Source organism: Halalkalicoccus subterraneus (assembly GCF_003697815.1).
Lineage (GTDB): Archaea > Halobacteriota > Halobacteria > Halobacteriales > Halalkalicoccaceae > Halalkalicoccus > Halalkalicoccus subterraneus.
In genome coordinates this window covers 1-18296 of sequence record NZ_RDQG01000046.1, presented here as the reverse complement: position 1 = coordinate 18296, position 18296 = coordinate 1, and the positions used below count along the sequence as shown (strand labels likewise).

Sequence of the window (18296 nt, the reverse complement as noted above, 5' to 3'; positions counted from 1 at the left end):
CCCGGTGTATTTCACCGGAAACGTGGTGTGTGGGTCCCGGATAGGTACGCTGAAGGGGACAGAACCCCGAGAACGGGTAATGACCGTTTCGCACCGTGATGGCTCGATCGTCGCCTCGCCCGCCGAGGGGAGCGCGCTCGTGAGTCGGGCCTGCGAACTGGCGGATCTCTCCTTTCGGGCGTTTCTCTTCGAGCGCGATCCCCCGCGGGTTCACTGGGCCGCTCCGGACGGCCTCGAAATCGCCGGTGGCGGCGCGGCTGCCCGGTTCCGCGCCGACGGCCCGGACCGCTTCGAAACCCTCCGTGAGGACGCAACACGGTTGTTCTCGACGCTCGATGCCGATCTTCCCCCCGCCGCCCGGCCGCGCGCGTTCGGCGGCGTCGCCTTCCACGCGGGTCACGAACCCGCCCCGCCGTGGAGAGGGTTTCACGCCGCGGAGTTCGTGATCCCGCGGGTACAGCTCACGCGAACCGACGAAACGACGTGGCTCACGGTGTCGCGCTACGGTCCGGAGGCCGACGTAAACGCTGTCGAGACCGAACTCGAAACCGTGCGCTCGGAGCTCACGGCCCACCCGGCAATGCAGCCCAGCGCCGCCCCACCCGGAATCGCTTCGCGCACCCTCACCACTCCGCACGAGGAGTGGGTCGAGCAGGTCGCGGCCGCGACCGACCGGATCGCGGCAGGCGATCTCAGGAAGGTCGTCCTCGCCCAGGCGCTCGAAGTCCGCCTCGCGACGGCGCTCGAGATACCGGACGTGCTCGAACGTCTCCGGCGGACCTACCCCGAGTGCTACCGGTTTCTCGTCGAGCCGACCGAGGAGGCGGGCTTTTTCGGCGCCCCGCCCGAGCGGCTGGTCTCGCTTTCGGGCCGGCGCGTCGAGACGGAAGCGCTCGCGGGCTCGGTCGCGCGGGGCGAAACCCCCGAGACGGACCACGAGCTGATGCGATCGCTGCTCGAAAGCGAGAAGATCCAGCACGAGCAGGGCATCGTCGTCGAGACGATCCGCGAGCAGCTCGACCCCCTCGGGGAGGTCCGGGTCGCGCCACAAACCGTCAGGAAGCTCGCGACCATCCAGCACCTCCGGACCCCGATTCAGGCCGAACTCGACGAGGACAGGCACGTCCTCTCGATCGTCGAGGCGCTCCATCCGACGCCCGCAGTCGGCGGTCTCCCGCCCGAAACGGCGTGGGAGACAATTCGCAAGACCGAGACCTTCGAGCGGGGCTGGTACGCCGCACCTGTAGGCTGGTTCGACGCCGCGGGCGACGGGGAGTTCGCGGTGGCCATCCGCTCTGGCGTCGCGAGCGACGACCTCGTCACCCTGTTTGCGGGCAACGGGATCGTCGCCGATTCGGACCCCGACGAGGAGTGGGAGGAAGTCCAGCTCAAGTACCGCCCGATCCTCGACGCGCTCGCCGAATGAGCGCGCCGAACCGCTCAACCCTCTGGGGACGAACGATCGCCGACGAACTCGCGAAATCGGGGATCGAGGACGTCTGTATCGCACCCGGAAGCCGCTCGACACCCCTCACGGTGGCCTTCGCCGCCCACGACTCCATTACCGTGCACTCGCATCTCGACGAGCGCTCGGCGGCCTTCTACGCGCTCGGACGCGCGAAACGAACGGGGGAACCGACGCCGCTGGTCTGTACGTCGGGGACGGCCGCCGCGAACTTCCATCCGGCCGTCGTCGAAGCCTCCCAGTCGCGGGTCCCGATGCTCGTACTCACCGCCGACCGCCCCGCCGAACTGCGTGACTCGGGTGCGAACCAGACGATCGACCAGACCACGCTCTACGGCGACGCCGTGCGGTGGTATCGCGAACTCCCCGAACCCGCCCCCGAGGGCCGCCGGCTCCGGTCGCTGCGAACCACCGTCTGTCGGGCCCTCTCAGAGACGACGGGGGTGCCCGCGGGACCGGTCCACCTGAACGCCCCGTTCGCCAAACCGCTCGAACCCATCGAGACCGAGGACTTTCCCGCCGACTTCGCCGACCGCTTCCCGATCGCCGCAGCAGGGCGCGACGGACCGTTCGTCTCGGTGACGCAGGGTCGACCGACCCTCTCCGAGACCGACCGCCGACGGCTCGCGGGGGCCGTCGAAAACGCGGAACGCGGCCTGATCGTCGCTGGCCCCTCCGACCGTCTCGCTGGCGAACCGATCCACGAACTCGGCCGGAAAACGGACTTTCCGATCCTCGCGGACCCCCTCTCGGGGGTTCGATTCGACTCCGACGAGGCGACCGTGGCCGGCGGGTACGACTCGTGGCTCGCAGCCGCCGACTGGCCGGATCCCGATCTGGTGCTTCGGTTCGGGGCCTCACCCACTTCGAAACCCCTTCGGAACTACCTGCGGGACGCCGACGCTCGGCAGTTCCTCGTCGACCCTGCCGGCGAGTGGCGCGAGGCGACGTTCACCGCAACCGACCTCGTCGCCGCCGACGGAAACGAACTCGCACGAGCGCTCGCCGCCGACCTCGACTCCTCGACGAGCGACGAGTGGCGGGCACGGTTCGAGGGTGCCGAGGACCAGTACTGGACCCTCATCGACGAGGAAACGAACCGTCTGTTCGAGGGTGCGGTCCTCGAACGCGTTTTCTCGGATGCGCCCGACCCCGCGACGGTGTTCGTCTCGAACTCGATGCCGATCCGGGACGCCGATCGCTTCGCACGGCCCCGCGGGACCGACCTCACCGTTTTGGGCAACCGGGGTGCCAGCGGGATCGACGGGATCACCAGTAGCGCTCTGGGGGCAGGCAGTGCCACCGACGATCCCCTCGTGCTCGTAACCGGGGACCTGGCGTACTACCACGACACCAACGGCCTGCTCGCGGTCGCCCGCTTGGGAATCGACGCCACGGTCGTCCTGATCAACAACGACGGCGGCGGCATCTTCCACATGCTTCCCATCGAGGGGTTCGACCCGCCGTTTACCGGCCAGTTCAAGACCCCGCACGGCCTCGATTTCGAGGCGACGGCCGACCTCTACGGCTTCGAGTTCGTCCGTACGGACTCCCTTTCAGGGTTTGAGGACGCGTATGCGGCCTCGCTCACCGCCTCGAGAACGCAGGTGATCGAGGTACGCACCGATAGCGAGGCGAGCCACCGGATCCGGGAGGAAATCCACGAGCGGGTTCGCGAGCGCCTCGGATGACGGGCGCTTTTGGCGGCCGGACGCGTACCGGTTCGCATGGTTTCCGAGATCTTCGATCCCGACCGCTGGGAACCCGTCGAGAACGACTTCGACGACGTCACCTACCACCGTGCGCGTGAGACGGGCGCGGTTCGGATCGCCTTCGACCGCCCCGAACTGCGAAACGCCTTCCGGCCCGGTACCGTCGACGAACTCTATCGCGCGCTGGATCACGCGCGCAAACAGACCGACGTGGGCTGTGTCCTGCTGACCGGGAACGGCCCCTCCGAAAAGGACGGCGGCTGGGCGTTCTGTTCGGGGGGTGACCAGTCAGTGCGGGGCGGTTCGGGCTACGAGTACCGCGGCGACGACGAGGCCGCGGACGACGATTCGGACGACGTCCGCGAGGCCAAGGCCGGCCGACTCCACATCCTCGAAGTCCAGCGGTTGATCCGGTTCATGCCAAAGCCCGTGATCGCCGTCGTACCGGGCTGGGCGGTCGGCGGTGGCCATTCCCTCCATGTCATCTGTGACATGACGCTCGCGAGCGAGGAGCACGCGAAGTTCCTCCAGACCGACCCCGACGTGGCGAGTTTCGACGCCGGGTTCGGTTCGGCCTACTTGGCTCGGCAGGTCGGCCAGAAGAAGGCGAGGGAGGTCTTCTTCCTCGGGAAGACCTACTCGGCCGAGGAGGCGGTGGAAATGGGGATGGCCAACGAAACAGTGCCCCACGAGGAGTTAGAGGCGACGGCCATCGAGTGGGCGAACCGGATCACCTCGAAGAGCCCGACCGCCATCCGCATGCTCAAGTTCGGGTTCAACGCCGTCGACGACGGGATGGTCGGCCAGCAGGTGTTCGCGGGCGAGGCCACCCGGCTGGGCTACATGACCGACGAGGCTCAAGAGGGTCGGAATGCCTTCCTCGAGAAGCGCGATCCCGACTTCGACGACTACCCGTGGCACTACTGAGTCACTCGACTGTCGGATCCCACCCGACGAACGCCTCCTCTAGCTCGACGCCAAGCGCGTCGATGATCCCGCCGAGGGCGGTATAGCCCTCCGCGAGCGCCGCGATGCCGACCACGGCCGACTCGTCGTAGTAGACGGTGACGGCGTCGTGATCCCGATCCTCGACCGCCCCGCGGACGACCGCGAGCGCGTAGCGAAGCAGGACAGCCTCCTCCTCGTCGAGGTCATCGAACTCCCCGCGTGACACCGCGGCGATGGCTCCGTCGTCGATTCCGACGTCACGGGCGATGGTCACGTGCTGGTGGAACTCGTACTCGTTTTCGATCTCCCTCGTTACTGCGAGAATCACGAGCTCCCGGCGACGGTCCGTAAGGCCGCTGTCGCTCCAGAGCGAGGAGAGAAAGCCACGCAGGCCGGCGAGCACTTCGGGGTTGTTGCCGAGCGCCCGGTAGACGTGCAGCGGGCGGTCCTGCAGCGACGAGACGAGCAGATCGCGGTGCTGTTCTGGGACGCCCTCGCTTTCGACGTAGGGAACGCGAGCCATACGGCCCGTTCGTAGGGGTAGCTGTTAGTCGTATGTGCCTCGATCACACTGGCTGATACGTCACTCCCCTCGCATCCACGAGCGAACGCCGAGCGCCACAGCGAGGGTAGCGCAAGCGGCCCCGAGCAGCCACTCCGGTGATCCCATCGGCGCGCCCCATGAATCGCCTCCCGGTGCGAACAGGATGGCTCCAACGAACACGACCAGCGCCAGGAGGAACACCGCTGTCACGAGTGGTGACGACCGGATCTCGCTGAGGTCGGACCGCATATCATTTAGAATTATTTTCAATTACAAAAATGTTTTCGCAGGGATAATGCTCCGTCATGCCGTCCGTTTGGACAATGAGTACGGTCGATGTCTCCCGGCGGAAAGCGTGGCTGATGGCCGCCCGCCCGCAGACGCTTCCGGTGGCTGCCGCACCGATCCTCGTCGGGATCGCGCTCGCGCTCGAGGACGGCGTGTTCTCCCTCCTACCGGCGCTGGCGGCGTTCGTGGGCGCGACGCTGATCCAGATCGGGACGAACTTCGCGAACGACTACTACGACGCGATCAAGGGTGCCGACACCGACGACCGCGAGGGCTTCACTCGCGTCACCCAGTCGGGTCTGATCGAAGCGAACGAGGTCAAGCGCGCGATGGCCCTCACCTTCGCGCTCGCGATCCTCGTCGGCACCTACCTCGTCTCCGTCGGCGGCGTCCCGATCCTCGTGGTCGGCCTCGCGAGCATCGCCTCGGGGATCGCCTACACCGGCGGGCCCTACCCCTACGGCTATCGCGGGTTGGGCGACCTCTTCGTGTTCGTCTTCTTCGGGCTGGTCGCGGTGACGGGCACCTACTACGTGCAGGCCGCCGCCGTCCTCGCCGAGCCGTTCCCGCTGTGGCTTCCCTCCGGGACGGTCACCACGGAGGCGGTCGTCGCCAGCCTCCCCGTCGCCGCGCTCGCGACCGCGGTGCTGGTCGTCAACAACGTCCGGGACCTCGAAACCGACCGCGAGACCGGCAAGCGAACGCTCGCGGTGCTGCTCGGGTATCGGTTCAGCAGGGCCGAGTACGCTGCGCTGTTCGCGCTCGCATACGCCACGCCGCCCTGGTTCCTCCTCTCGGGCTTCGGTCTCGCCGTCCTCCTGCCGTATCTCACCGTCCCCTACGCCGCCTCGGTCCTCCGGACCCTGCTCACGGAGACATCCGGCGAGGCGCTCAACCCGGCACTCGAACGCACCGGAAAACTGGTCGCGGCCTTCGCCGCGCTCTTCGCCATCGGGCTGGTGATCGGATGAGGGTCGAGAAGTTCTCCATTCCCCTGAAGACGCCGCTCTCGACCGCGGCGGGCGAGATCCGCGAACGGCGGGGGTTCACTATTCGGATCGATGAGGGGATGGGAGAGGCGACGCCGCTTCCCGGCTGGACCGAGTCCTACGAGGAGTGCCGGGAAACTCTCACTGAAATCGACGACCCCGAGACCGCCCTCGCTGACCTCGACGACCGCCCGGCCGCGCGCCACGGCCTCTCGCTCGCGCTCATGGATCGTGACGCCCGCGAGGAGGGGGTTTCGCTCTTTTGCCGACTGGACGACGACCCGGTCGAGGAGGTGGCGGTCAACGCGACGCTCGGCGACAGTTCGGTCGAGGAGAGCGCCGACGCCGCCCACGAGGCCGTCGAAAACGGCTTCGGGACGGTCAAGTGCAAGGTCGGCGCACGCCCCGTGGACGAGGACGTTCGGCGAGTCCGTGCGATCCGCGAGGCGGTCGGTCCCGACACCGCGATACGGCTCGACGCGAACGGGGGGTGGACCCGCGAGGAGGCCGGGCGGGCGCTCGCCGCGCTCGCCGAGTACGACCTCGAGTACGTCGAACAGCCCCTCTCGGCCGACGACGCTGCGGGCCACCGTGAACTCCCCCCCATCGTTCCGATCGCGCTCGACGAGGCGCTCGCGGGGCGCACGGTGGCGGAGATCGAGGCGCTCGCCGACGCCGCCGACGTCTTCGTTCTGAAGCCGATGGCGCTCGGCGGGGTCGACCGCGCCGTCGAACTCGGCCGACGACTCGAAAACGTGATCGTGACGACGACGATCGACGCCGTGATCGCCCGAACCGCGGCGGTCCACGCCGCCGCGGCGCTCGGAATCGAGCGTGCCTGCGGGCTCGCGACCGCGGGCATGCTGGCCGAGGACATCGCACCCGACCCCGCGCCCGTTCGCCACGGGACGGTCGCGGTCCCGCGGGGTCCGGGGCTCGGAACCGACGGCCCGTGGGACGGGGGTGGGTTCGATGCGTGATCCCGTTTCCCATCAGCGCCATGCAGTTCCCGACGCGACCGCGCTGATCGACGCCGAGTCGGGCGAGGAGCGGACTTACGCCGAACTCGACCGGGCGACGGAGCGAACCGCCGGACGGCTGTGGTCGCTCGGAATCCGGCCGGACGATCAACTCGGCGTCTTCCTCGATACGTCTCCCGACTTCGCCCGTCTCGTTCATGCGGCGTGGCGGATCGGGGCGGTGCTGGTCCCGCTCAACACCCGGCTCTCCGAATCGGAGCTTCGTGTGCAGGTTCGGAGGGTGGACCTCGCGGCGCTTGTGGCCGAAGAGCGGTACACGGAGCGGGCCCGAGCGGTCGCCGACGCCCCCGCGATCCCGTTTTCGGCGCTCACCGAGAAGCCGGTCACCGAGTTCGCTCCCGAGGACCCCTCGATTGACTCCCCCCGAGCCATGCTCTTTACCTCGGGGACGACCGGCGAGCCCAAGGCGGTCGTCCTCTCGGGTCGAAACCTGCTCGCGAGCGCCGTCGCCTCGGCGTTCCGGTTGGGTGTGCTCCCTGACGATCGCTGGTACGACCCGCTTTCGGGGTATCACATGGGCGGGCTCGCGCCGATCGTCCGCTCGGCGCTCTACGGGACCTGTGCCGTACTTCCGGACGAGTTCGACGCCGAGGACGCGCTCTCACATCTCCACGAGCACCGTGTTACTGGTATCTCCGTGGTTCCGACGATGCTGGATCGAATACTCGATGCGGGCGATCCCCCCGACTCGCTACGGTTCGTTCTCACCGGTGGTGCCCCTGCTCGACCGGAACTGATCGCGCGCTGTGAGCGCCGGGGAGTGCCGATCCACCCGACCTACGGCATGACCGAGACGGCCTCGCAGGTCTCGACCGCCCGGCCCGAGGAGGCGTTTGCGAACCCCGAGCGGGTCGGCCGCCCCCTCGCGTTTACTCGCGTTCGGGCGATCGACGGTGGCGACCCACTCCCGACCGGTGAACCCGGTGAACTCGTCGTTTCGGGGCCGACGGTGACGGCGGGCTACTACGGCGACGGCGAGGCGAACGACCGAATCTTCGGACCATACGGCTTCCGGACCGGGGATCTCGGAAGCGTCGGATCCGACGGCTCGGTCCGTGTGCTCGGCCGGATCGACGACGCGATCATCACCGGCGGCGAGAACGTCCACCCCGCCGAGGTCGCCCGCGTCCTGCGCGAGCATCCCCGGGTCGACGACTGTTCGGTCGTCGGACTTCCCGACCCCGAATGGGGCGAGCGCGTCTGTGCGCTGGTCGTCGGCGACGTCGTGGAGGCCGGTCTCCGGGAGTTCATCGAGGATCGACTCGCGGGCTACAAGTGCCCGAAGGAGATCGCCTTCATCGACGAGTTACCCCGTACCGCCTCGGGAACCGTCGACCGCGGGGCCGTCCGCGAACTGCTCGCCGAGCGCTCAGAGCGCCTCGAGTAGCGCGTCGATATCGGCCTCGGTGTTGATCGCGTGGACCGACGCGCGGACCGACTCGCCGTCGGGCAGCGTCCGTACGCGAACCCCCGCCTCGTCCAGTCGTTCGACGGTTTCTTCGGGACTCTCGTCGGAAAACGTCACCAGCCCGCTCTCGTACTCGCGGGGACTTCTCAGGCGATCTTCGCCCAATCCCGTCTTGAGTCGGTCGGTCAGATCGGCGATCCGGGACTCGATCCGGTCGGAGCCCAGTTCCTCCATCGTGCGGATCGCCTCCGCGAGCGCGGCGTAGGGCGCGGGGTTCGTCGTGCCGACCTCCAGCCGTCGGGCTCCCTCGTGGAAGGCATAGGTTTCGGCGTCCGGCTCGGCCACGCTGCGATAGCCCACGGAACGCGGTTCCAGTTCCTCGAGGAAGTCGGGCGAAACGGCGAGGAATCCAGCGCCCCACGTCCCGAGCAGCCACTTGTGGCCTGCCGCCGCGACCGCGTCCGCGCCCCAGGCCTCGACGTCCATTCCCGTCTGTCCGGGCATCTGGACGGCGTCGACGAGCACCCGCGCCCCGGCGTCGTGGGCGATCTCGACGAGCTTTCGGACTGGTAGTCGCGTCCCGTGCGTCCACGTGAGCGCGCTGAAGCAGACCAGCCGAGCATCCGAAACCGCCTCGGCGTACTCCTCGGGGTCGATCCTACCCTGGTGCGTTTCGAGGACTCGGACTTCGAGGTCGTGGAGGTCCGCGAGTCGCTGCCACGGCAGGATCCCGGCGGAGTGTTCGAGGTCCGTCCGAACCACGACGTCGCCCGGCTCGAAGTCGACCGCGCTTGCGATCCGGTTGATCCCGTCGGTCGTGCTCTGGGTCAGCGCGATCCGCCGCTCGTCGGTGTTCAACAGTCCGGCGACCGCCTCGCGGGCCTCCTCGTAGACCGCGTCCGCGGCGACGTACATCCCCTCCGCGTTCGGCGAGTCGTACTCGTGGTGCTCGATACAACCGGTCGCAGACTCGACGACGCGACGTGGGCTAGGCCCGCTCGCGCCGGTGTTGAGGTAGGTACAGCTCTCGAAGCCCGGCGTCTCGGCTCGAAGCTCCTCGGGGGTCATGGACCGGCCTACGCGGGGGCGCCCCATGATCCTCCCGGTCGTGGACGGTCAACGTTAAAGGCGTCGGGCGGCCTTGTAGGAATATGAGCGCCGCCGAACTCGAGGCCGAGCTGTCGGAGGACGAACGGGTCGGGCTCGAACTCGTCCGCCAGAGCGGGGGGATCCATCAGAGCGACTTCTGGAAGGAACTGGACGTCTCCTCGCGAAAGGGCAGTCGCATCGCCGAGAAGCTCGCCAGCACTGACCTGATCGAGCGCCAGGACACGGTCTACAACGGCCACAACACCTACCTGCTGACGCCCGCGGCCCGCGATCTAGATTTCTCGTTGCTGATGGCCGGCGACATGCTCTCGCCCTTTATCGGCGAGGAGGAGATCGACGCCAACAGCGACGCCTTCTCGCAGTGGATCATGAACCTCGCCTACGAGGGGTAACGAACGTTTATTATCGTTCGTGGTAAATCAGTTCCCATCCCCCTGTCGTGTGCCGTCACGTCACGGGGATGGAGATCGCTATGAGCACCACAGAATCCGTTTTCGAGCACCACTGGGAGGCTTTCATCGAGCAGGACGTAGCGGGAATCATGGAGGACTACACCGACGGGTCGGTCGTCGTCACCAACATGGGAACGGTCCGCGGTCTCGAGGAGATCGAGGGGCTGTTCGAGGACCTGTTCGCCGAGTTCTCGGATCCCGAGGCGACGATCACGATGGACGAACAGCTGACTGAGGGGGAATTCGGTTACATCATCTGGCACGCGGAGACGCCCGAGAACGTCTACGAGTTCGCGACCGATACGTTCTACATCCCCGACGGGACCATCGAGTTCCAGACCTTTGCCGGGAAGCTCTCCCCGAAGGACTGATACCGTCGGCTGTACGTCGTTCGAGATGCTCGCTGGCTCGGAGCTGGACGGAGTTTCACACAGTTACTTACAGCCGACAGAACGGGCTATTCGAGCGCGCTCGCGGCATGGATGATCCGTTCCTCGCCGAAGGCGGGGCCGACCAACTGCAGTCCGACAGGAAGCCCATCGGTCTCACCCGCCGGAACCGAGATCGCCGGGAGGTTCGCGAGGTTTACCGGAACCGTGTTGGCGTCCGAGAGGTACATCTGCATCGGGTCGTCGAGGCTCTCGCCGACCTCGAAGGGCGGGATCGGCATGGTCGGGCTGGCGATCACGTCCGCCTCCTCGAACGCCTCCTCGAAGTCGCGTTTCACCCACGCGCGGGCGTCCTGGGCCTTCGCGTAGTACTTCTCGTGGTAGCCCGCAGAGAGCGCGTAGGTCCCGAGGAGAACCCGCCGTTTGACCTCGTCGCCGAACCCCTCCTCGCGCACGGCGGCAAAGGCCTCGTTCCAGTTGCCCGCCGACTCGGTGGCCGGGCCGTAGCGCACGCCGTCGAAGCGCGCGAGGTTCGAGGAGGCCTCCGACATCGCGATCACGTAGTAGGCCGCGACGCCGTACTCGATCGAAGGGAGGCTCACCTCGTGGGAGCTCGCACCCTGCGATTCGAGCTCGGAGATCGCCTCCCAGAACCGCTCCCGGACGCCCTCGTCGGCCCCCTCGACGAGCTCCGTCGGGATCGCGATCGAGAGCCCGTCGACGTCGCCGTCGGCGGCGCTCGCGTAGTCACTGTCGGCACCCTCATCGCGCGTCGTTCCGTCGCGTTCGTCGGGGCCCGAAATCACGTCGAGCAGCTCGGCGGCCCCCTCCACTGTGGGCGCAAACGGCCCGATCTGCTCCAAACTGTTGGCGTAGGCGACCAGTCCGTAGCGCGAAACCAGCCCATAAGTCGGTTTGATCCCGACGACGCCACAGAACGCCGCCGGATTTCTCACCGAACCCCCCGTGTCGGTCCCGAGCGCGAGGTCGGCCTCGCCGGCGACGACCGCCGCCGCCGACCCGCCCGAGGAACCACCCGGAACGTGGCCCTCGGCGGCGGGGTTGGGGGCCGGACCGAAATGCGAGGTCTCGGTCGTACTGCCCATCCCGAACTCGTCCATGTTCGTCTTGCCCACGATCGTCGCGCCCGCCCCCTTCAGGCGCTCGACGACCGTCGCGTCGTACGGCGGGACGTAGCTTTCGAGCATCGCGGAGCCGCAGGTCGTGCGAACGCCGTCGGTGCTGATGTTGTCCTTGACGGCGACCGTCTTGCCCGCGAGCGGTCCCTCGTCCTCGCCCTCGATGCGCTCCTCGGTGATGAAGATCGACGACTCGCTCATGAGACGCTCGGTCCTTTGAAGTAGCCGTCCTCGGTCTCGGGGGCGTTTTCGAGCGCCGCCTCCTGGTTGAGGCTTTCCCGTACCTCGTCGGCGCGCATCACGTTCTCGAGGTCGTCCTCGCGCTCGACGTCGGGCACCTCATCGAGGGTCTCGAAGGCGTCGAGGATCTCGCCGAACTGCTCGACGAACTCCTCGACCTCCCGCTCGTCGAGGTCGATGCGCGCGAGTACCGCGACGTGGCGCACCTCCTCTTCGGTGACGGACTGTTCGCTCATACCTCCGAGAACCCCCGCGCCGGGAGTAAGGGTTTCGGATGGCGAGCGCCATCCGTACGTTGAAATCGCCCGGGGTCCAATTTCGGACGATGGGAAACGCAGCGCTCCGGGAGCTCGCCGCGATCGAGGAGGTCCCCTTCGAGGACCTCTCGGGGGCGGTCGTCGCGATCGACGCCCACAACTGGCTCTATCGCTACCTGACGACGACCGTCAAGTGGACCGCCGACGGCGTCTACACCACCGCCGACGGAACCGAGGTCGCCAACCTGATCGGGCTCGTCCAGGGGCTTCCGAAGTTCTTCGAGAACGACATCGCGCCCGTGTTCGTCTTCGATGGGGTCGTCACCGACCTCAAGGAGGGCGAGATCAGCGAACGGCGCGCTGCCAAGGAACGGGCAAAAGCGAAGGCACAGGCCGCTCGGGATCGCGGCGACGGGATCGAGGCCGCCCGCCTCGACGCCCGCACCCAGAGCTTGACCGACACCATTCAGAAGACCACCCGTGAGCTGCTCGATCTGCTTGACGTGCCGTACGTCGAGGCCCCCGCGGAAGGCGAGGCACAGGCGGCCCACATGGCGAAATCGGGGACCGTCGACTACGCCGGCACCGAGGATTACGACGCTCTGCTCTTCGGCTCGCCGCTGACGCTGCGCCAGCTCACAAGCAAGGGCGATCCCGAGCGCATGGATCTGGCGGCAACGCTCGAGAAGCACGACCTAACGTACGAACAGCTCGTCGACGTCGGCATCCTCTGTGGGACCGATTTCAACGAGGGCGTCAGCGGGATCGGCCCGAAGACCGCGGTCAAAGCGATCCACGAACACGGCGATCTCGCGAGCGTTCTCGACGCCCGGGACGCCGCGATCGGAAACCTCGAGTCGGTCCGTGAGCTGTTTCTCGATCCCGACGTGACCGAGGACTACGAGTTCGACGTCGACCCCTCGCCCGACATCGAGGCCGCCCGCGCGTTCGTCGCCGACTGGGAGATCCCCGCCGAGGAGGTCTCGACGGGATTCGAGCGCATCGAGGAGTCGATCACCCAGACCGGGCTGGATCGTTGGACGTGATCTGAACCGTTTTCCCGATTCGGCACGGAGCGGTTGGTATGGATACCGACGAGGTCGCGGCGCTGATCGAATCGGAGATCGAGGACAGCGAGGCGACTATCTCCCACCCCCGGGGCGTTCACGACGAGGACCACCTCGCGGCGGTCGTCGTCTCGCCGGCGTTCGAGGGCAAGTCGCTGGTCCAACAGCACCAGTTGGTGTACGACGCGCTCGGCGAGCACATGACGACGGACATTCACGCCCTCGAACTGAAGACGTACACGCCCGAGGAGTACGAGAACTAGCCGAGCGACGCCGACGGGACCGTCAGTTCGAGGCCTGCGGGATCGTTTCGTCGTCGAGCGCCTCGAGCGAGCGAGTGTGGACCGCCCGGCCGGAATCGGCCTCGAAGAGGTGGATCGTCGGTTCGGGGAACCGGACCCCGACGGTGTCACCCGGGTCGATCGTCTGAAGCCCGGGAACGGTCGCGACGATATCCAGATCGCCCACGTCGAGATAGACGTTGCTCTCGTTGCCCTTCGGCTCGACGACCGAGACGGTCGCCTCGAACCCGTGGTCCGAGTCCGCCTCGCCGACCGGGCCGACCTCGATGTCCTCAGGCCGGATGCCCAACACCAGATCGGTCGCGTCCCCGACGTCACGAAGCGTGGACTCCGAGAGGGGATACTTGAGGGATTCGTTGCGAGCGACGAGCGTTTCGTCCTCTCGGTGGACGTCGATGAAGTTCATCGCGGGCTCGCCCATGAACCCCGCGACGAACAGGTTGTTGGGCTGGTGATAACACTCCAGCGGCGTCGCCACCTGCTGGAGGACGCCCTCGTCGAGGATCGCGATCCGGTCGCCCATTGTCATCGCTTCGGTCTGGTCGTGGGTGACGTAGATCGTCGTCGTTCCCAGCTCCGACTGGAGCTGCTGGAGCTCCGTGCGCATCTCCGCGCGGAGCTTCGCGTCGAGGTTCGAGAGGGGTTCGTCCATCAGGAAGACCGCAGGGTCGCGGACGATCGACCGCCCGAGTGCGACGCGCTGTTGTTGGCCGCCCGAGAGCTCGCCGGGCTTGCGGTCGAGCAATCGCTCGATCCCCATCATCTCGGCGGTCTCCGCCACGTGCGTCTCGATCTCGTCGTCCGGCATGTCCGTCGACTCCTCGAGCCCGAAGGACATGTTCTCGCGCACGGTCATGTGGGGGTACAGCGCGTACGACTGGAACACCATCGCGATGTCCCTGTCCTTGGCGGGCACGTCGTTTATGGTCCTGTCGTCGAGGGAAATCGTGCCCGACGTGATCGATTCGAGGCCGGCGACCATCCGTAGCGTCGTCGACTTCCCACAGCCCGAGGGGCCGACGAGGACGAGGAACTCGCCGTCGTCGATGTCGATCGATACCTCGTCGACGGCGACGATCTCGCCGCCGTCGTCCTCCGTGAACACTTTCGTTACCTTGTCGAGTTTGGTGTGAGCCATAATCAGAACCTCCGTACCGATAGTCGCAGTCGTCGAGCGATCATACCTCTACCCCCTCCGCGAACTCGTCGGCAAAGAGGAGGTAGACCACCAGCGTCGGCAGCGCCGTGATGAACGCGCCGGCCATCCGAAGCGGGTAGTCGGTCCCTTCCAGCGCCTCGCCGAGTCCCGAAAGGATCAGCGTCGCCGAGGCCGCGGGGTCGCTGACGCTCCCGATGATCGTCAGCGAGAACAGGAACTCGTTCCAGATCTGCGTGAACTGGAAGATGAACACGACCGCGAACATCGGTACCGACAGCGGCAGGACGATCCGCTTGTAGATGCGCCAGACGGTCGCTCCGTCGAGCCGGGCGGCCTCGATCATCTCCCAGGACATCGTCTTGTACTGGGAGCGAAACAGCAGCGTACAGATCGGGATCCCGTAGGCGGTATGGGTGATGATGAGTTCGAGGAGCGTCGCGGTCCGATCCGTGAGGATCAGTCCGAGTCGAACGTCGAGCATCGCGTACTGCGACCAGAACTGCGTCAGCGGGACGATGACCGCCTGATAGGGGATGAAGATCCCCGCGATGAACAGCGTGAACACCGCGACCTGTCCACGCCAGTCGACCAGCGTCAGCCCGTAGGCGGCCATGCTTCCGAAGACCGCACAGAGGATTGTCGCGGGGATGGTGAACAGCATGCTGTTTATCATCCCACTCCAGAGGGTATCGAACGCGAACTGCCACTTCTCGAGGGTCACGCCGTCGAGACCCGGTGGGGCGAACGGCTGGGTGTTGATGAGCGCCTCCGAAGTCTTGATCGAGGTCACCAGCCCCGACTCGATCGGGAGCAGGTAGAAGACGACCAGCGCAAGCATCGTCGCGTACAGGCCGATCCGCCGGAGATCGAAGCCCGTCGTCGTTTCGTCGCCCGTTTCCTCTCCGACCGAGACCGATCGTTCGCTCATAGGTTACCTCGTGTGTACTGGCTGTAGAGATACGGCGCGATCACCGCGAGCGATAGCGCGAACAGTGCGATCGCGATCGCCGAACCGTAGGCCCACTCGGACTGGCCGAACGCCTCGCGGACCATCTTCGTCGCGAGGATGTCCGCCCCCTGTCGGGGACGATACCCCCCGAAGACCGCGTACAGGAAGTCGAAGGCCTTGAGCGCGAACAGCACCAGCGTCACCGATGCGCTCACCATTGCGGGCCGCAACTGCGGGATGATCACGCGGCGATACATTCGAAGGGTGCCGGCCCCATCGATCTTCGACGCTTCGTACTGATCGGTCGGGATCGAGCGCAGCGCGGCCAAGTAGATGACCATCGTATAGCCGCTGAACTGCCAAACGAGCGCGAATATCACCGCTCCCAGTACGATCTGTGGGTTCCCCAGCCAGCTGTACGGGCCGATACCGAAGATTCCGACGAACTGGTTGACGATCCCGTCGTTAACGTTGTACATCCACCGCCAGAACTGTGCGGTGACGATGAACGAGAGGGCAAAGGGGAGCAGGTAGATCGTCCGAAAGCCCCGCCCGAAGCGGACCTGCCGGTCGAGCAGGATCGCGAGCCCGAGTCCGATGACCAGACACGTGATGGTGAAGACGACCAGCAGAACGAAGGTGTTACGCGTCGCCTCCCAGATTGCCGGGTCCTCGATCAGCATCCGGTAGTTCTCGAGGCTCAGGTTGCTGTAATCGGCCCCGCCGAACCCCGTATAATCGGTTAACGACAGCAGGAAGTTCCAGCCGATCGACGCGTAGACGAAAAAGCCCATGAGCAGAAACGGCGGGCCCCAAAACGGCGCTGACTGAACGATGTCACTGTCGAGCCAACGTCTGGCCGTCGACCGCTTTTCCGCCGTCCCCCCATCAGTTCGGGCACGCCGTTTCGTTCGACTACGCCGCAGAAACCGTAGAACACCTTTCATACAGTAGCGTGATTAGACGGTATCCATGAACCCTTGGGTCGCCGCGTCGACGTCGAAGGGGTCCGCGAAGTTCTCGTTGAGGACGCCCTCGAGTTCCGACTGGGTGCTCTGAGGGACGGCGAGCCCGTGGGCCAGCGTCGGGGGCTTCTGGTCGGCGTTCTGGAAGTCCTCGATCGTCTCCGTGAGGTACTGGTTAAACTCATCGGTGGGCACCTCCTGGCGGGTCGGGATCGAACCCTTGTATTGGTTGAACGCGACCTGTGCGGCCTCGCCGCCGGCAAAGCGCATGAACGTCGCGGTCGCTTCGGGGCTCGGGTTCTCGCCCGGATAGATGAACGAGTCGATGTGCAGACCGTACATCCCCTCGGTGCCTGGGAAGCGAACCGCACCCCACTCCTCGCCGTACTCGAGCCCCTCGTTGATGTAGGCGCCGGCGACCCAGTTGCCCTGATGGATGAACGCCGCGTCGCCGCTCATGATGCTCTGGTTGACTTCGGTGAAGTCGACCGAGGCGGCGTCGGAATTGATGTAGTTGCCGAGGAGTTCCCCGAGCGTCTCGAACGTCGAACGGACCGCCTGCTCGTCGCCGTCGCCCTCGATGAAACTCGTGTAGGCGTCGAAGCCGTGCTCGCTGAGCATGATGACGGCCCAGGTCTGGAGGATGCCCCACGTCTCGAGCGCGAACGCCATCGGCGTGGCTTCGGTCTCCGTGCTGACCGTATCGAGGGCCTCGATCAGAGAGCTGACGTCGGAGAGCGAACTCGGGTCGACACCGGCCTGCTCGACGACCTCGACGTTGTAGAAGAGGTCGTTCATCCGGTGGGAGCCGATCGGGACCGCCGAAAAGCCGCCGTCGAACTGACAGGCCTCGACGGCCTCCTGGGCGTGGGCGTCCTGGAGGTTCGCCTCGTTCCAGACGTCCTCCTCGATGTCGCCCAGTACACCCTCGTACTGTTGGAGGTTCGCGCCGGGCCAACCGGCGAAGGTACTCGGCGGATTGTTGCTCTGGAGACGGTTTGCGACCGTCTGGTCGAGGCTCTGGTTGCCGCCGCCTCCGATCGGGTTCTCGTCGAGTTCGATGTCGGAGTGTTCCTCCTCGAACGCCCCGAAGAGGGCCTCGGCCGCCTCCGCGCCGTCCCCGCCCGTCCACCCGTGGAAGACCTCGAGCGTGTTACTGCCGCCGCCGTTCCCGCCGCTGCCGTTGCTGCCATTACCGCCATTGCCTTCGTCGCCGCTGAGACAGCCGGAAAGTCCGAACAGAGCCGCCCCTCCTGCTGTGGCGCTTCCCTTCAGATACGCCCGGCGCGGAATCGATGTGGATCGTTTATTATTCATGGTTAGTACTGTAGTACACTCATACGGCCGGGGTCATACCACTTAATCGTTTCGAGAGTTTTTCATTATCGAATAAGAACGTCATTTTATGTCTACTACCGCTCCGCCGTCACCGTCTTTCGTCGATATTTTCTAGATCAGGCTCATTACGTACGGACGGAATACCCGGTTCGTACGTCGACGGCCCGCTAGTTTCAGTAGCTTTTACCCGCCGGACTGCGAGGCCCCGGGTATGAACGAGGACGTTCGCATCGAGGAGGACAGTCTGGGCGAGATGGAGGTCCCCGCGGACGCGTACTGGGGCGCACAGACCCAACGCGCCGTCGAGAACTTCCCCATCTCAGGAATCACCTTTTCGCGCCGGTTCGTCCGCGCGCTCGGCGTCGTCAAGAAGGCCGCCGCGCAGGCGAACCGCGACCTCGAACTGATCGAGGAGGATACTGCAGAAGCGATCATCGAGGCCGCAGACGAGGTCATCGCGGGCGAGCACGACGAGCAGTTCCCCGTCGACGTCTTCCAGACTGGCTCGGGAACCTCCTCGAACATGAACGCAAAC

General features: G+C 66.2%; 20 protein-coding genes. 11 read left to right on the top strand and 9 right to left on the bottom strand.

Going from position 1 to position 18296, the window contains the following annotated elements:
* The first annotated feature begins 79 nt into the window (after window positions 1-79).
* Genes EAO80_RS11760 through EAO80_RS11750 form a run of 3 tightly spaced genes read left to right on the top strand, consistent with a single transcriptional unit; the run spans window position 80 to window position 4104 of the window.
* Window positions 80-1426 (top strand): isochorismate synthase, encoded by a 1347-nt coding sequence (locus EAO80_RS11760; RefSeq protein ID WP_122090079.1) that lies wholly within the window; start codon window positions 80-82, stop codon window positions 1424-1426.
* Window positions 1423-3156, top strand: a complete 1734-nt coding sequence (menD, locus tag EAO80_RS11755) for a 2-succinyl-5-enolpyruvyl-6-hydroxy-3-cyclohexene-1-carboxylic-acid synthase (protein WP_122090078.1) — start codon at window positions 1423-1425, stop codon at window positions 3154-3156. The genes EAO80_RS11760 and menD overlap by 4 nt, the downstream gene beginning before the upstream one ends.
* A gap of 36 nt (window positions 3157-3192) precedes the next feature.
* Entirely contained in the window at window positions 3193-4104 is a 912-nt protein-coding gene (locus EAO80_RS11750; RefSeq protein WP_122090077.1) for a 1,4-dihydroxy-2-naphthoyl-CoA synthase, read from the top strand.
* Between the two features lies 1 nt (window position 4105).
* Here EAO80_RS11750 and EAO80_RS11745 read toward each other — a convergent pair whose 3' ends face one another.
* Window positions 4106-4648, bottom strand: coding sequence for a carboxymuconolactone decarboxylase family protein (locus tag EAO80_RS11745; RefSeq protein WP_122090076.1), 543 nt, complete (start codon window positions 4646-4648; stop codon window positions 4106-4108).
* Between the two features lie 60 nt (window positions 4649-4708).
* Window positions 4709-4918 carry a hypothetical protein gene (locus EAO80_RS11740; RefSeq protein ID WP_122090075.1) on the bottom strand — a complete coding sequence of 70 codons (210 nt, stop codon included), beginning with the start codon at window positions 4916-4918 and terminating at the stop codon, window positions 4709-4711.
* Window positions 4919-4992: 74 nt separating this feature from the next.
* On the opposite strand from EAO80_RS11740, the gene EAO80_RS11735 reads away from it, so the two are divergent.
* Genes EAO80_RS11735 through menE form a run of 3 tightly spaced genes read left to right on the top strand, consistent with a single transcriptional unit; the run spans window position 4993 to window position 8373 of the window.
* On the top strand, window positions 4993-5928 hold the full coding sequence (locus tag EAO80_RS11735) for a 1,4-dihydroxy-2-naphthoate polyprenyltransferase (protein WP_122090074.1): 936 nt from the start codon (window positions 4993-4995) through the stop codon (window positions 5926-5928).
* Window positions 5925-6926 (top strand): mandelate racemase/muconate lactonizing enzyme family protein, encoded by a 1002-nt coding sequence (locus EAO80_RS11730; protein WP_122090073.1) that lies wholly within the window; start codon window positions 5925-5927, stop codon window positions 6924-6926. The genes EAO80_RS11735 and EAO80_RS11730 overlap by 4 nt, the downstream gene beginning before the upstream one ends.
* Window positions 6919-8373, top strand: coding sequence for an o-succinylbenzoate--CoA ligase (menE, locus tag EAO80_RS11725; protein WP_122090072.1), 1455 nt, complete (start codon window positions 6919-6921; stop codon window positions 8371-8373). Before EAO80_RS11730 ends, menE begins: the two co-directional genes overlap by 8 nt.
* On the opposite strand, the gene EAO80_RS11720 is transcribed toward menE, so the two are convergent.
* Window positions 8356-9462 (bottom strand): aminotransferase class V-fold PLP-dependent enzyme, encoded by a 1107-nt coding sequence (locus EAO80_RS11720; protein ID WP_122090071.1) that lies wholly within the window; start codon window positions 9460-9462, stop codon window positions 8356-8358. The two genes, menE and EAO80_RS11720, sit on opposite strands and share 18 nt — an antisense overlap.
* An 83-nt stretch (window positions 9463-9545) precedes the next feature.
* On the opposite strand from EAO80_RS11720, the gene EAO80_RS11715 reads away from it, so the two are divergent.
* Together EAO80_RS11715 and EAO80_RS11710 are read left to right on the top strand one after the other, a co-directional pair.
* Complete coding sequence (locus EAO80_RS11715) at window positions 9546-9896, top strand: helix-turn-helix transcriptional regulator (RefSeq protein WP_122090070.1); 351 nt, start codon at window positions 9546-9548, stop codon at window positions 9894-9896.
* An 80-nt stretch (window positions 9897-9976) separates the two neighbouring features.
* The gene (locus EAO80_RS11710; RefSeq protein WP_122090104.1) at window positions 9977-10327 is read left to right on the top strand and encodes a nuclear transport factor 2 family protein; all 351 of its coding nucleotides are present in this window, start codon (window positions 9977-9979) and stop codon (window positions 10325-10327) included.
* 86 nt (window positions 10328-10413) lie between these two features.
* Here EAO80_RS11710 and gatA read toward each other — a convergent pair whose 3' ends face one another.
* Window positions 10414-11685 (bottom strand): Asp-tRNA(Asn)/Glu-tRNA(Gln) amidotransferase subunit GatA, encoded by a 1272-nt coding sequence (gatA, locus tag EAO80_RS11705; RefSeq protein ID WP_122090069.1) that lies wholly within the window; start codon window positions 11683-11685, stop codon window positions 10414-10416.
* The gene (gene gatC, locus EAO80_RS11700) at window positions 11682-11960 is read right to left on the bottom strand and encodes an Asp-tRNA(Asn)/Glu-tRNA(Gln) amidotransferase subunit GatC (protein ID WP_122090068.1); all 279 of its coding nucleotides are present in this window, start codon (window positions 11958-11960) and stop codon (window positions 11682-11684) included. The genes gatA and gatC overlap by 4 nt, the downstream gene beginning before the upstream one ends.
* Window positions 11961-12049: 89 nt before the next feature.
* Here gatC and fen point away from each other — a divergent pair, with 89 nt between their 5' ends.
* Window positions 12050-13027 carry a flap endonuclease-1 gene (gene fen / locus EAO80_RS11695; RefSeq protein WP_122090103.1) on the top strand — a complete coding sequence of 326 codons (978 nt, stop codon included), beginning with the start codon at window positions 12050-12052 and terminating at the stop codon, window positions 13025-13027.
* A gap of 38 nt (window positions 13028-13065) precedes the next feature.
* Entirely contained in the window at window positions 13066-13311 is a 246-nt protein-coding gene (locus tag EAO80_RS11690; RefSeq protein WP_122090067.1) for a BolA family protein, read from the top strand.
* Window positions 13312-13333: 22 nt separating this feature from the next.
* On the opposite strand, the gene EAO80_RS11685 is transcribed toward EAO80_RS11690, so the two are convergent.
* From EAO80_RS11685 to EAO80_RS11670, 4 genes are read right to left on the bottom strand one after another with little or no spacing between them, the layout of a single operon-like run.
* The gene (locus EAO80_RS11685; protein ID WP_122090066.1) at window positions 13334-14488 is read right to left on the bottom strand and encodes an ABC transporter ATP-binding protein; all 1155 of its coding nucleotides are present in this window, start codon (window positions 14486-14488) and stop codon (window positions 13334-13336) included.
* 40 nt (window positions 14489-14528) lie between these two features.
* A complete protein-coding gene (locus tag EAO80_RS11680; RefSeq protein ID WP_122090065.1) occupies window positions 14529-15437 on the bottom strand; it encodes a carbohydrate ABC transporter permease in 909 nt (302 codons plus the stop codon).
* Window positions 15434-16405 carry a carbohydrate ABC transporter permease gene (locus EAO80_RS11675; RefSeq protein WP_122090064.1) on the bottom strand — a complete coding sequence of 324 codons (972 nt, stop codon included), beginning with the start codon at window positions 16403-16405 and terminating at the stop codon, window positions 15434-15436. Before EAO80_RS11675 ends, EAO80_RS11680 begins: the two co-directional genes overlap by 4 nt.
* A 12-nt stretch (window positions 16406-16417) precedes the next feature.
* Window positions 16418-17740, bottom strand: a complete 1323-nt coding sequence (locus EAO80_RS11670) for an ABC transporter substrate-binding protein (protein ID WP_122090063.1) — start codon at window positions 17738-17740, stop codon at window positions 16418-16420.
* 232 nt (window positions 17741-17972) lie between these two features.
* On the opposite strand from EAO80_RS11670, the gene EAO80_RS11665 reads away from it, so the two are divergent.
* Window positions 17973-18296 (top strand): lyase family protein (locus tag EAO80_RS11665; RefSeq protein WP_245998602.1); only part of this gene is annotated, 324 nt, incomplete at its 3' end.

Excerpts from the sequence above, each read along its gene's own strand:
- menD (WP_122090078.1), top strand. The coding sequence starts at position 1,423 with ATGAGCGCGCCGAACCGCTCAACCCTCTGGGGACGAACGATCGCCGAC.
- EAO80_RS11675 (WP_122090064.1), bottom strand. The coding sequence starts at position 16,405 with ATGAAAGGTGTTCTACGGTTTCTGCGGCGTAGTCGAACGAAACGGCGT.
- EAO80_RS11710 (WP_122090104.1), top strand. The coding sequence starts at position 9,977 with ATGAGCACCACAGAATCCGTTTTCGAGCACCACTGGGAGGCTTTCATC.
- gatA (WP_122090069.1), bottom strand. The coding sequence starts at position 11,685 with ATGAGCGAGTCGTCGATCTTCATCACCGAGGAGCGCATCGAGGGCGAG.
- EAO80_RS11685 (WP_122090066.1), bottom strand. The coding sequence starts at position 14,488 with ATGGCTCACACCAAACTCGACAAGGTAACGAAAGTGTTCACGGAGGAC.
- EAO80_RS11670 (WP_122090063.1), bottom strand. The coding sequence starts at position 17,740 with ATGAATAATAAACGATCCACATCGATTCCGCGCCGGGCGTATCTGAAG.
- EAO80_RS11735 (WP_122090074.1), top strand. The coding sequence starts at position 4,993 with ATGAGTACGGTCGATGTCTCCCGGCGGAAAGCGTGGCTGATGGCCGCC.
- EAO80_RS11690 (WP_122090067.1), top strand. The coding sequence starts at position 13,066 with ATGGATACCGACGAGGTCGCGGCGCTGATCGAATCGGAGATCGAGGAC.
- EAO80_RS11680 (WP_122090065.1), bottom strand. The coding sequence starts at position 15,437 with ATGAGCGAACGATCGGTCTCGGTCGGAGAGGAAACGGGCGACGAAACG.
- EAO80_RS11715 (WP_122090070.1), top strand. The coding sequence starts at position 9,546 with ATGAGCGCCGCCGAACTCGAGGCCGAGCTGTCGGAGGACGAACGGGTC.
- fen (WP_122090103.1), top strand. The coding sequence starts at position 12,050 with ATGGGAAACGCAGCGCTCCGGGAGCTCGCCGCGATCGAGGAGGTCCCC.
- EAO80_RS11730 (WP_122090073.1), top strand. The coding sequence starts at position 5,925 with ATGAGGGTCGAGAAGTTCTCCATTCCCCTGAAGACGCCGCTCTCGACC.
- EAO80_RS11750 (WP_122090077.1), top strand. The coding sequence starts at position 3,193 with ATGGTTTCCGAGATCTTCGATCCCGACCGCTGGGAACCCGTCGAGAAC.
- EAO80_RS11745 (WP_122090076.1), bottom strand. The coding sequence starts at position 4,648 with ATGGCTCGCGTTCCCTACGTCGAAAGCGAGGGCGTCCCAGAACAGCAC.
- menE (WP_122090072.1), top strand. The coding sequence starts at position 6,919 with ATGCGTGATCCCGTTTCCCATCAGCGCCATGCAGTTCCCGACGCGACC.
- EAO80_RS11720 (WP_122090071.1), bottom strand. The coding sequence starts at position 9,462 with ATGACCCCCGAGGAGCTTCGAGCCGAGACGCCGGGCTTCGAGAGCTGT.
- EAO80_RS11760 (WP_122090079.1), top strand. The coding sequence starts at position 80 with ATGACCGTTTCGCACCGTGATGGCTCGATCGTCGCCTCGCCCGCCGAG.
- EAO80_RS11740 (WP_122090075.1), bottom strand. The coding sequence starts at position 4,918 with ATGCGGTCCGACCTCAGCGAGATCCGGTCGTCACCACTCGTGACAGCG.
- gatC (WP_122090068.1), bottom strand. The coding sequence starts at position 11,960 with ATGAGCGAACAGTCCGTCACCGAAGAGGAGGTGCGCCACGTCGCGGTA.